Genomic DNA, 11,522 nt, shown 5'->3' on the forward strand with positions numbered 1-11,522 from the left:
CTCAAGCTCGCAGCAACACCGACTTCTTCAACAAAATCGGCCCTTAGCAGACGATTGGAACGTCTGCTCCCAGGTAAGGTTGAAGCTACCGGTTGCCGACATCCGAGAGGTCCGATTCCGGGGGAAGCCTGGAACACCGCGCATCGTCCTGGCAATCTTTCAGCCGTCGTTGTTCGACCGCTCGATCCCGGTCGACCGGATCGTAGTCGGGGTAGCGCTGGTTGCCGAACGCGAGACTTTTGCGGGCGCCGGCAATGCGGATTAGCTTGATGCGGCGCTCACCGTTCACTGCAACGATAACGGCACCATCGCCGGCGACTACGCTTCGGTCGACCGTGATCGAGCTGCCGTCAAGGACGCCGACATCGGTGGCGCGGGCGCCGGCTACTGTCATGACGAAGGAGCGTTCTGGATCAGCGCGCGCGACAGCTCGACGGGGCATTCGGGTAGTCGTCCGCCCGCGAGGGAACCCCCGCGCATATGGCCTTCAGTTAGAAGGGCAGCAACAGCGGCGGGCCGTCTCACCCGAGGCAGGGCCGCCGGCGCAGCCCTCGCCGATATCCCGGACGCAATGAACCGCACGATTGTGGCGGATCCGGCTAATATCGTGAGATTTATACAACAGGGTAGAGTCGCCATGTTTCCGGCTCATTTTTCCACACATCCGCCTCAGAGCATCTTGATACCTCGATCCAGCAAAGCGGGAGAGCGTCGCAAGACCGCCGAAGGAGCAACCGCCCCGGAAACTCTCAGGCACCCGAACCGCTTGCTAAGAAGACTCTGAAAAGCGGAGCGACGCTCCCGCCCACGGTGTAAGTCGGTGTCGAGTGGTTCGGCCCGATGAAACTCTCAGGCCAATGACAGAGGGGGCTCGCGCATGTCATGCGCGGAAGGAGTTCCGTCATGTCTTCTACCGTCCCCCCGAGCGGCCGCGAACGTCTGCTCAGAAACCTCAAGTTCGTCGGCCTTCTGGCTGCTGCTCTGTCTAGCGCAGGATGTTCGCTGACACAGAGCGCGACCGCGCCAAGCCCGCCGGCGCTCGATCCGCAATACGTCGCGCTGTACGGTGAGATCGTCGGCGACAAGCATGTCATTGCGGCGACCGACATCTCGGTCGTGGACGACCAGTTCCTGCGCCGCGAAGTCGCTTACGATACCCGAGAGCAGCCGGGCACGGTCATCATCGATACTGAGGATCGCTTCCTGTACCTGGTGCGCGAAAACGGCAGAGCGATCCGATACGGGATTGGGGTCGGCGCGGACGGGATGAACCTGTCGGGCCGAACGACCGTGGGACGCAAGGCGGTCTGGCCCAGTTGGACGCCGACGCTCAGCATGATCAAGCGCGATCCGATCCGTAACGCGAAATGGGCGAAGGGAATGGCCGGGGGCGTCAACAATCCGCTCGGCCCCCGCGCGCTGTATCTCTACATAGATGGCCGCGACACCCTGTATCGCATCCACGGCACGACCGAGCCTCACACCATCGGCGATGCGGTCTCCAGCGGTTGCATCCGGCTGCTCAATCAGGACATCATGGACCTGTTCAACCGCGTTCCCGTGGGCGCCACGGTGGTCATCGCACCGAGGAGTTCGACACGATCGGCGAACGATTCAATTGGCAGCACGGCCCTCACAACGCTCTGATGCCGCGATAAGGAGCCCGCGCAAATTCATCTGCGCGGGCCTCGGCAGGGGTGGATGGCTCGGTGATCTCGACGGGAAGACGACTACTGCTGCGTCCGTCGAAGCAACTGCTTGTCGTAGCCCATCGCGCGCGCGCGGTTGGTCAACGCTTCGTATTGCCGTGTGTCAATTTTTTGGGCGCGCGTGAGTATCCAAAGGAATTTTCCCGAAGGCTCGCCGACCATGGACCAGGAGTAATCGTCCGCGCGGTCGAGGACCCAATAGTCGCTTTCGATCGGCCAGAAGAACGTTACCTTTAACTTTGAGCCATTTGATCCATCGACGACGCGCGCCGAAGCCTCAGCCGTCTTGAGCGGACCGTTCAAGCCGCCCTGACGGCAAGAGTTGACCACCGATAATGAGCCGTCCGGCTTTGTGGCGTAGTCGGCAGTGACACCCTCGCAGCCCTTCTGGAAGCTCGCCTCATAGCGGCCCTGCTCGTACCATTTGCCGACGTACCGGCTAAGTTTGACGGACTTGGCCGGCTGCGGGACGCTTGAGTTACCTACCGGCTGCGTCTCCAATGGATTGCAGGCGGTCAGCGTCAAGCCGGAAACCACGGCCAGCGTCATTAGGGCGATTCGATTCATTGCTAACCTCTCCAGCGACCGCTTGAGAAGGCCCTTGACTAACTACGGTTCCGGGGCGGGCCTCTATCAAATCCCTTCAATCACGACATCGGCATGTTCGACGCCTCGGGTTTTTCTAACGGATACCGGCCATCCTCGGATAGTCGCGTCCGCTCATGGGCTTCAGGCCGCCAAGCGCCCCGTATCGTTTTCAATCTGAAAATCGGTCCAGCCGTTCGTTGCATGGTAGCGCCAGGCCAGACGGCCCGCATCGTCCATCGTGAACAGCGTCAGCCAGCCGTGGTCGAATAGCGCCTGGAGATCCGGATGCTTCGCGAGGACGGCGAGAATCGCCTCGCGCGGGGCGGCGATGACGACCGAGAGGCGCAGCGGTTTATGGACAAGTGCTTCACCGTCATGGACCGACTGCCAGGGCAGCCCGCCGCGCAACAGGCCGCCATTGCCCTCGAAGACGCCGATCCCGCCGACGACGTTGTGCAGCAGCTTGTTGCCAGCGCCGAAGGCCAGCGGTGCGACGGCGGAGCCGTAATACTGCAGGCTGATCCAGCTTGCGACGACAACGGGCGCCGTCAGGATCAGCTCGAGCACCTTGAACTCGCTGTCGGCGCGCCAGTCATAGCTGTGCAGGAAGGCACGCCCCGCCAGGGAGGCCCCTGCCGTGTACCGGCGCGGCGCGGCGACGAAGGTCTTGCAGCCAGCCAGCCCCCATTCCGGCCGGACCTGAGCCCAGTCCCGGCCACGCCGGGCGACGTCGCCTTCGCCGGTCGCGCCGGGCAGGTGCAGCGCTCGCTCGGTCCGGGCGAGGCGTCCGGCGGACGCCAGCAGCGAGTCCAGCCGGGTAAGATCGGCGGCATGCGACGCCGGCAGCAACTCGGGGTCGAACAACGTGATCTCGTCGCTGACCGTGTCGTGCAGACCCGCGACGAAACGTGTATCGGCCGGTACGTCGATCCCCTGCGCCGGGAGCCCGACGCGGACCTCGTCATCGTTCAGGAGGCAGGCCAGCAGGCGGGCGTTGACGTCGCCGGGGAAACCACCACAGGCGCCGCATTGCAGGGCGCTGGCATGGGCGTTGTTGACGAGCCGGGCGCCATGGCCTGCCAGCAGCACCAGCCGGGCGAAGCGCGAGGTCAGCGACATTGCCCGCAGTATCGTCGCCGCCATCTCGATGCGCTGCCTCGCCGTGAGCGAAGCGTCGAGCTGCGGCGCAGCCCAGTCGCCGTTCGGGCGGTGATCGGCCGTGACGGAATCGTGGAAGAGCTTCCAGAGATAGAGCGGCCCGCTAGCCTCGACGAAGGCGAATGACGAAACTGCCGCGCGCCTGAAGCGACCCCAGGCGCGCCGGGCGCGGGCGCCGATGCGCTGCCGATCCTCGGCGGCCTCGCCGGGGGCGTCGCAGGTGAAGGAGCCGAGCCCCGGCTTCAAGAGGACCGGCAACCGCGCCTCGCCACCGACGGAGCCGAGCCTGCGATGCGAGACGCCGATGCCGAAGAACCCGGCGAAGCCCAGAGTCTCCACGCCGGGATCGAGCGATTCCAGTGCGCGGCGGATGATCTCGGAGCGGACGTCGATGCAGAAGGCGGCCTGCACCGAGGGGCGCGCCGGCGGCTCCTTCTTAGTGACGGCTGGCCGCCAGGCCGTGAAGAACCGGCGCTGCGCGGCGCGATCATAGGCTTCCTGCAGTAGCGCGTCGATGATCTGGTCGCTGCCGGGTTCGAACGGTTCGGCATGGGCTTCGATCGCCTCACGCCAAGGATCGGCGATCTGCCGCCCGAACTGCGCCTGCAGAGCCGCCTCGAAAGCGAGTGCGATCGCTAGTAGGTCGGTGATGGTCGGGTCGGTGCCGCCGTCGCGCTCCGCCTGCCAGTGCAGGTGGCGGGCATATTGCGCCCAGCCCCCGAGCCCGGTCAGGAGTGCGGTGAAATAGCACTCGGCGGCAGCTTGCGGCAGGCCGAGCGCAAGGCTTGCGCGCCTGATCGCTGCCGGGGCAGCGAGCGGTTCCCGCGAGATGCGCAGGCAGAAGCCCTTCAGCCCCGCGATCTCGGGCGAGAGATCCTGGGTGGCAAAGGCGCGCCAGGATTCATAGGCGCCGGTCGCCGCGGTCTTTGGCCAGATCGCCTGGCCGAGATCGAAATGGCCCGACGCCCATGCGCCGATCCGGTCCGCGATAAAGCCGGGCCAGTCGATGCCGGTGGCGTCGGCGCAGAGCGCGGCGACGGTCGGGATCGGGGCTACGGGCGCCGGGTCCTCGGCGAGCGCCGCCTCGACCGCAGCGAGACCGGGCGCGCCCGGACGGTCGACGATGGCAGCGGCAAGATCGGCCGGCGTGATCTCACCCGCCCACCAGCGCTCCCGGTAGAAGCTGCGCGGCATGGTGACGGGGATGCCGCCGGCCCGGCCGAGGCGCGCCGCCGCGCCGGGCAGCGTCTCCCCTGCGAGGCCGAGGAATGGGTTGACAGCGACAGAGGCCGAGAGCGGCCAGAGTGGCGGGATGATGCGGGCGGCGCGATCGGCCTGCGTCAACAGGGTAGCCTGCAGGGCGTCATGTCCGGGCTGCGCGTTCATGACGGGCTCCTTTCGCTGGTCGGGAGCGAAGGTTTGGGCCGCGCCCAGCCGCCGGTGAAGCGGTCGAAGATGGCGTTGCCGTAGAAGCCGTTGGCGAGATGGACGCGCAGCCCGGCCAGGGCCGGGTGGCCCGCCCAGTGCGGAAACAGCGCCTGGGCGAAGGCGACGCCGCCGAAGGAGAGCAGCGTCAGCACGATGAGCGCCCATTCCAGCGCCGTCGGCGGCGGGATCGGCGGCAGCGTCGCCGAGGTCAGCCACTGCGCGAAGCGCTGGAGCAGGAAGTAGGAGAGCGAGGCGGCGATGGCCGCCGCCGATGTCCGCAGGGTGAGTGCGCGTGGCGCGGAGTCGGCCAGGCCCTGTGCGATCAGATAAGCGACGCCGAAGACGAGGATGGCGCCGAGCGCGATCGCCTGCGGCGACTTCTCAGCGAAGCCGAAGCCCAGCCCGAGCAGGCCGTAGAGCGCCAGCGCAAAGGCGAAGGACTGCGCGACGACGCGAATGCCGGCCACCGCGACCGGCCCCGGGCGGCGCGTGGCCGCGACCTGCTCCACTGCCCAGCCCGAGGACAGGAAGGCATGGGCCTTGTAGAGGGAGTGGGCGACGATGTGCAGCAGCGCCAGCGGGAAGAGCGCCAGCCCGCATTGCAGCACCATGAAGCCCATCTGCGCCACCGTGGACCAGGCCAGCGAGGTCTTGATCGCGGACTGGGTCAGCATCACCAGACTACCGAGCAGGGCGGTGAACCCGCCGATCAGCACCAGCGCCGCCAGCGCGCGCGGCGTCGTTAGCAGCAAATCGGCGAATCGGATCAGCAGGAAGCCACCGGCATTGATGATGCCGGCATGCAGCAGGGCCGAGACCGGCGTCGGCGCCTCCATCACCTCCACCAGCCAGCCATGGGCCGGGAACTGCGCCGATTTCAGCAGCGCCGCCGTCACCAGCAGCGCGACCGCCCAGCCCGTCCCGACTGGCACCGGGCCGCTAAGGGCCTGCGCCAGCATCGCGCCGATGTCGCCTGTGCCGTAGCCCGCGAACAGGACGAGGCAGGCCAGCAGCAGCGCCGCATCCGCCAGCCGAGCGACGACGAATTTCTTGCGGGTCGCCCGCTGCGCCGCCGGCCGCGATGGATAAAACAGCAGCAGCCGGCGCAGGCAGATGCTGGTCGCGATCCAGGCCCCGAGAAGCTGGAGCAGGTTGCCGGCGCAAACGAGCAGGAGCGCGGCGGCGAGCGTGGCGCAGATCCAGCCGGTGAAGCGCGTCTGCCCCGGTTCGCCGGCGAGATAGCTGCGGCTGAAGCGCAGGACGACCCAGCCGACGAAGCCGATTAGCAACAGCATGGTGACGCTGACGATGTCGAGGCGCACGGATAGGCCGAGGCCGCGGGGGGCGAGCAGCGTCAGCGTCGCGGGTCCCGACAGAGCGAGCTGGACGGCCGCCCCGAGGGCCACGACCAGCGCCAGCGCCGCGGCGATCTCCGCCAGCGGCCCCTGCCCCTTCGCCGGCGACGCCTCGCGGTGCAGCAGGAACAGAGCCTTCGCAGCAAAAATTGCCGGGGCGAGAAGCGGGAGCGCGAGATGGGGCACGGCGAGGCTCACGGGCTGGCTGATCTCGCACCGCAATAACACCGACACTGACGCGCTAAAAATTCATTGTTTGCGCTATTCCGTTCGCTATGATCGAACGATGTCTGGGCTGAACTACAATCATCTGCGCTATTTCTGGATGGTCGCGCGGGAGGGGCATCTCGGGCGCGCTGCCCAGCGCCTCAACCTGACGCAGTCGGCCCTATCCGTGCAGATCAAGCGGCTCGAGGGGCAACTCGGCCACCGGCTGTTCGAGCGCGCTGGGCGCGGCCTGCTCCTAACCGAGGCCGGACGGATCGCCCGCGACCATGCCGACATCATCTTCGCCACGGGGAATGATCTACTCGGCACATTGCGCGAGAGCGGCCTGTCGCGGCATGTGCTACGCGTCGGCGCGCAGGCGACACTGTCGCGCAATTTCCAGCTCGCCTTCCTGCGCCCGATCCTGGGTCGGCCGGATGTCGAGGTCGTTTTGAAATCAGGCGCGACCCCGGAGCTCCTGCGCGCGCTCGGCGCCCATCAGCTCGATGCGGTGCTGACCAACCAGCCGCCGGCCGCCGACCCCGAGCGCGCCTTCCTCACCCACAAGCTGGCGGAGCAGCCGGTCAGCTTGGTCGGCCGTCACGATCTGGTGGCGGAGGCCGGAGGCTTCGAAAACCTTCTTGCGCGCCAGACGGTAATCCTGCCGCCGCTCCACAGCGGTCTGCGCGACGACATCGACGCGCTGGTCAACCGGACCGGTATCAGGCTGCGGATCGCCGCCGAGGTCGACGACATGGCGATGATGCGCCTTCTGGTGCGTGAAGGCATTGGCCTCGGCGTGCTCCCGCCCATCGTGATCCAGGACGAGCTTTCGCAGGGGCTTCTCGCAATCGGAGCGGCGCTGCCTGGAATTGTCGAGCGCTTCTATGCCGTAACAATCGCTCGCAGATTCCCAAACAATCTGCTGAAAGATCTTCTGTTCAGGCAGATGCAATAGAGCAGTCCGTGTCGCATATGAAATTCTGTCTCCCTTCAAATCCAGCACCTTTCGTGACGATTAAGAAGATGTGTAGTGTGCGGATGCCTTCCTTCCGGCACAGCTCGGCGATGCTTTCCTCGGCGCGCAGGCGTTGAGCATGTCCGCCGTCAGCGCCCTTGAGACAGTTTAGGGGTTTTCGGGAAGGGAGGATTTCTGGATCATCGCAGCCATTCAGGAGCGCAGATGAGACAGAAATCGGGGCCGGAGAAAGCACCGGCAGAGCAGGTCGTGATGGACATTCGCCGAGCGACGCGTCGGCAGTTCACGGCCGAAGAGAAGATCCGCATCGTGCTGGAAGGGGTGCGCGGCGAAGAGAGTATCGCCGAACTGTGCCGGCGCGAGGGGATCGCCTCATCGATGTATTACGGCTGGTCGAAGGAGTTCCTCGACGCTGGCAAGCGCCGTCTCGCCGGCGACACGGCGCGTGCGGCGACCTCCGACGAGGTGACTGCGTCGGGTGGCGCAGGCGCTGAAGGAGGCCGTGGCCGACCTGACCCTGGAAAACCGCCTGCTTAAAAAAAGCATGCTCGCGGATGGGGAAGACGACACATGAGATACCCCGCATCCGAGAAGGCCGAGATCATCCGCCTGGTCGAAGCCTCGCATCTGCCGGCGCGACGCACGGAGAACAAGCTCGGCATTCCCCGCGCCACGTTCTATCGCTGATACGATCGCTATCGCACCGGCGAGATCGAGGCACGCGCCGATCATCGCTCGCGGCCCGACCGTGTTTGGAACCGGATCCCTGAGCCGGTTCGGGACGAGATCGCTGAACTGGCGCTGCGCGAAACAGATCTCAGCCCGCGAGAGCTGGCAGTGCGCTTCACCGACGAGAAGAGTTACTTCGTCTCGGAAGCATCGGTGTATCGGCTGCTGAAGGCGCATGATCTGATCACCAGCCCGGCCCACATCGTCCTCAAGGCGGCGTCCGAGTTCAAGGACAAGACGACGGGCTCGACCAGATCACGGTCGCTCATCCACCCAGGCTGTTGAGCGACAACGGCAGTTCCTACATCTCTGCCGACCTCGCCACCTGGCTCGACGGCAAGGGCATGAAACACGTTCGTGGCGCGCCTTATCATCCCCAGACGCAAGGCAAGATTGAGCGCTGGCACCAGACCCTGAAGAACCGCATCCTGCTCGAGAATTACTATCTGCCGGACGATTTTGAACGGCAGGTCGCCGGCTTCGTCGAGCACTACAACCATGCCCGCTACCACGAGAGCCTCGGCAACCTCACGCCCGCCGATGTCTACTTCGGCCGCGGGCAGGCCATCCTCACCGAACGCGAAAGGATCAAACGACAGACCATCCACCAAAGACGCTTGCAGCATCAGCTGCAGCCCGCATAGCCTTAAACCCAGATGAGCCAGAACCTCCGTTCCTGAGAACAAAAACGGTCTCAAATTATCTGACGACGGACACCTTGATGCGATCGCGCAGCTGCTGTTGCTGCACGTCGGTCCATCACTTAAGCACTTCCGAACATTAATTCCGTCCCGCACTGGCCGCGCAGGCGTGTTACTGGTCGTCGGCGTAGCTCCGGAAGCGCGACAGGCACAATCCCGAAGGGCCCGCCGCGTGATCGGCGGGCCCCTTCTTAAACACCCGGAGATGGCCCCATAGTTTGGTCAGTCGAGCAAGTCGGCCGGCACCTTTCCACCGTTCTCGGACAACTTTTTGATGACAGCTTTGTGAAGCCAAATGTTCATGGTCGCGCTGTCGTTCGTATCGCCCGTGTAGCCAAGTTCATGCGCGAGCTCTTTGCGTGCAGTCAGACTGCTGTCGATCTTGAGCGCCTTTAGCAGGTCGACGATAGAGGTCTTCCAGTTCAGCTGCTGTCCGCTGTTCGCGACGGCCTTGTCGAGAATAGGAGCGACGTCGACGCTGGCCGTCGGTGCCCTGTTGGCGGTACCGGCCGGTGTCGAGCTCGAGGAGGAGGAGGAAGAAGGCGAAACCACGGCACCCGGCACAGGAGCGGCTCCGGGCGCCGCCACCGTGTCAGCCTTGGCCTCGCCGAAAATCGCCTTCTTAATGCTGTCGAATATGCCCATTTAAAATCTCCTGTCTGAATAGGACGGTTGGAGAACGGCGCGGCAGCAAGGGAGTTCCTCCATCGGATGCGCGAAAGAAAATAGAAGATAGGCCGATCTTGTGTAAAAGACACCAGCATCCGCCCGCGACAGAGGTCTGCCTTGCCCTCTACCCACTGGACATCCGACAGGGTGCGCCGCGCCTCCACGCCGCAGGTGTAACTCTTTAGTCATGCAACGTCGAGGCCGACACGTTCGTCATGGACGAGCAGGGCTTCGTGATGTGGGCGGTAGAACATGCCGGCGACCTCAAGTTCGAGGACCTGTCTGCCCGCATTCACCCCGCTGATCGCGACCGGGTCCGTGCGGCCTTCGCCACCCAGGGAATCCTGCGTCACCTGGCGCTTGAACTCGATACTGTGGGTGCTGTGTCGGGCCATGGGCTTTCATCCTTCGGAAGCCCGGCTCCCCCGGTAAATTCCCTGCTGTCACGCTGTCCGCCTTAAGGGGCGCGCTTGGGAAGGAGCTGCCAGCGCCTCAGCCGGGGCTTGGATGGCTGAAGCGCCGCCATCGCGTGGGAAGCTCCGATCGCGATCGCGGCACCGACGAGGAACTGCCCGGTCGAGAAGGAGGTGAGCAACAGCCACATCAGCAGCAGCGCCGCGGTCAGGAGCGGATAGGGCAGCGCGCGGCTCATCGGGACACGCCCGGCAAGTAGCCCGCCCCCAGTACGCTCTGGATATAGGTCGATGGGGAATGCAGCGCATGCGCCGCAGCCTCTGTATAGCTGAGCATCGCGCCGCCCTGGACCGCAAGGAACATGCAGAGCGCCAGCAGCACGACGATCGGCGCGACCTCGACCACGAGCACGCGCGGAACGATGACCTCGAGCGGCGCCCAGAAGATCCGGATGCCGCTGCGCATCATGGCAACCAGCGCCGCGTCGTCGGTCTTCGATCTCATGCGCGATTACATGGACGGCACGACGTCTTCCTCGCTCTACGAGGTGAAGCTCGGCCGCGAAAAAGTTTGGCGGCGAGACGCACGCCTACAGCGTCGCCTTCAGCAATCACGAGATCGACGACGTCGTGGCATGCCGACAAGATCATCTTCAACTCGATCGGTCAGCTCGAGCGCTTCGCCGAGGGCTGCAGGGCTGGAGCGTGGCCTGCGGCTCAACCCTCAGGTCAGTTCATCCGGCTTCGATCTCGCCTGCCGGAAGTGCGGGATCAGCGATGCGAGGCTTTACAATTGGCGCAATCGCTATGGCGGACCATGCGGTGCCCGCGACGAGTTCCTCCTCCCAGCCACCGCCCAGAACCTCAGAAAAATGGCGAAGTTGATGCCGTCGGGAGTGTCGCCTCCGGCGGCATGAGGGAGAAGGCCCTCTCACAACTCCTCCCGGGCTGCTCACGAATGGCGCCGACACCGACTTCTTCAACACCATCGGCCCGTAGCTTACTTCTCGAGAGTCCGCTTCGGGGCGATGCGACGAAGTCGGCAGCTGAGCCGCAGGAGCTGGCCAATTTCTTACGGTCGGGGTCAGTTTGCGACCAGTCCAACTCGGCTGGTCGAAGTCGACGGAATGACCGTTTCGATGACCGCGCCGTCCTCCGCTGAGACGGTCATTGCTCTTAGATCGCAGTCGGCGATGTGTGCACAATCTCTCTAATGAATGGGGAGGAGATAATGCTTGCCAAAATCAAGATGACGGGGCGATTGGTTAAGGTGGCCCGCTCTTTAGCGGGGATCAGTACCGAGGACTTCGCCAAGGCAGCCGGGCTAACTGTTCAATGGTTGGGCCTGATCGAAGCCAACGGCGGTGCCTGGGTAAGCTCGGAACGTGACGCCGCGGCACTACACGGTGCGTGTGAGCACTTCGTGGTTGTCGTCCTGGACGAGCGCGACGGCATGGGAGCAGGCGTCCGGCTAAAGTTCTCCCGTCAGGATGTAAAACAATTACTTCAGCTTGAAGATGAAGGCGGCATCAGCAGTCTGGACGACAATCCTTAAAGGAATTTATTAATGCCGCGTCGCCTCATTA

At 64.7% G+C, this 11,522-nt stretch carries 11 protein-coding genes, 2 pseudogenes and 1 riboswitch; of the genes and pseudogenes, 5 read left to right on the top strand and 8 right to left on the bottom strand.

What is annotated here, in order from left to right:
• Positions 1 to 85: 85 nt before the first annotated feature.
• Complete coding sequence (locus C8D03_RS15440; protein WP_108047442.1) at positions 86 to 394, bottom strand: S24/S26 family peptidase; 309 nt, start codon at positions 392 to 394, stop codon at positions 86 to 88.
• Between the two features lie 297 nt (positions 395 to 691).
• Positions 692 to 775, top strand: a riboswitch (glycine riboswitch).
• 128 nt (positions 776 to 903) lie between these two features.
• Between C8D03_RS15440 and C8D03_RS15445 the strand changes: the two genes are divergently transcribed.
• On the top strand, positions 904 to 1,647 hold the full coding sequence (locus C8D03_RS15445; RefSeq protein WP_108047444.1) for a L,D-transpeptidase: 744 nt from the start codon (positions 904 to 906) through the stop codon (positions 1,645 to 1,647).
• Between the two features lie 83 nt (positions 1,648 to 1,730).
• Here the strand turns inward: C8D03_RS15445 and C8D03_RS15450 are convergent, their stop codons facing one another.
• From C8D03_RS15450 to C8D03_RS15460, 3 genes are all read right to left on the bottom strand, one after another.
• The gene (locus C8D03_RS15450) at positions 1,731 to 2,276 is read right to left on the bottom strand and encodes a lipocalin family protein (RefSeq protein ID WP_108047446.1); all 546 of its coding nucleotides are present in this window, start codon (positions 2,274 to 2,276) and stop codon (positions 1,731 to 1,733) included.
• Positions 2,277 to 2,438: 162 nt separating this feature from the next.
• Positions 2,439 to 4,841: a YbcC family protein gene (locus C8D03_RS15455; RefSeq protein WP_108047448.1), complete on the bottom strand. Its 2,403-nt coding sequence runs from the start codon at positions 4,839 to 4,841 to the stop codon at positions 2,439 to 2,441.
• Positions 4,838 to 6,436: a proton-conducting transporter transmembrane domain-containing protein gene (locus C8D03_RS15460; RefSeq protein WP_465246444.1), complete on the bottom strand. Its 1,599-nt coding sequence runs from the start codon at positions 6,434 to 6,436 to the stop codon at positions 4,838 to 4,840. The genes C8D03_RS15455 and C8D03_RS15460 overlap by 4 nt, the downstream gene beginning before the upstream one ends.
• Before the next feature lie 88 nt (positions 6,437 to 6,524).
• On the opposite strand from C8D03_RS15460, the gene C8D03_RS15465 reads away from it, so the two are divergent.
• Both C8D03_RS15465 and C8D03_RS15470 read left to right on the top strand, forming a co-directional pair.
• Positions 6,525 to 7,403 carry a LysR family transcriptional regulator gene (locus tag C8D03_RS15465; RefSeq protein ID WP_108047450.1) on the top strand — a complete coding sequence of 293 codons (879 nt, stop codon included), beginning with the start codon at positions 6,525 to 6,527 and terminating at the stop codon, positions 7,401 to 7,403.
• 225 nt (positions 7,404 to 7,628) lie between these two features.
• A pseudogene (locus C8D03_RS15470) lies at positions 7,629 to 8,797 on the top strand (integrase core domain-containing protein).
• 279 nt (positions 8,798 to 9,076) lie between these two features.
• Here C8D03_RS15470 and C8D03_RS15475 read toward each other — a convergent pair.
• From C8D03_RS15475 to C8D03_RS15490, 4 genes are all read right to left on the bottom strand, one after another.
• Entirely contained in the window at positions 9,077 to 9,499 is a 423-nt protein-coding gene (locus tag C8D03_RS15475; RefSeq protein WP_108047452.1) for a DUF3597 domain-containing protein, read from the bottom strand.
• Between the two features lie 209 nt (positions 9,500 to 9,708).
• Positions 9,709 to 9,918, bottom strand: a complete 210-nt coding sequence (locus C8D03_RS15480) for a hypothetical protein (RefSeq protein ID WP_108047454.1) — start codon at positions 9,916 to 9,918, stop codon at positions 9,709 to 9,711.
• A 62-nt stretch (positions 9,919 to 9,980) separates the two neighbouring features.
• Positions 9,981 to 10,175 (bottom strand): hypothetical protein, encoded by a 195-nt coding sequence (locus C8D03_RS15485; RefSeq protein WP_181301000.1) that lies wholly within the window; start codon positions 10,173 to 10,175, stop codon positions 9,981 to 9,983.
• Positions 10,172 to 10,441 (bottom strand): hypothetical protein, encoded by a 270-nt coding sequence (locus C8D03_RS15490; protein WP_181301362.1) that lies wholly within the window; start codon positions 10,439 to 10,441, stop codon positions 10,172 to 10,174. Before C8D03_RS15490 ends, C8D03_RS15485 begins: the two co-directional genes overlap by 4 nt.
• Between C8D03_RS15490 and C8D03_RS15495 the strand changes: the two are divergent.
• Both C8D03_RS15495 and C8D03_RS15500 read left to right on the top strand, forming a co-directional pair.
• Positions 10,368 to 10,691: pseudogene (locus tag C8D03_RS15495) on the top strand (carboxynorspermidine decarboxylase); the annotation flags it as partial. The gene C8D03_RS15490 and the pseudogene C8D03_RS15495 overlap by 74 nt on opposite strands.
• 476 nt (positions 10,692 to 11,167) lie before the next feature.
• Positions 11,168 to 11,491, top strand: coding sequence for a helix-turn-helix domain-containing protein (locus C8D03_RS15500; RefSeq protein ID WP_108051688.1), 324 nt, complete (start codon positions 11,168 to 11,170; stop codon positions 11,489 to 11,491).
• Positions 11,492 to 11,522: the final 31 nt, after the last annotated feature.

The sequence above is a fragment of the Bosea sp. 124 genome (assembly GCF_003046175.1).
Taxonomy (GTDB): domain Bacteria; phylum Pseudomonadota; class Alphaproteobacteria; order Rhizobiales; family Beijerinckiaceae; genus Allobosea.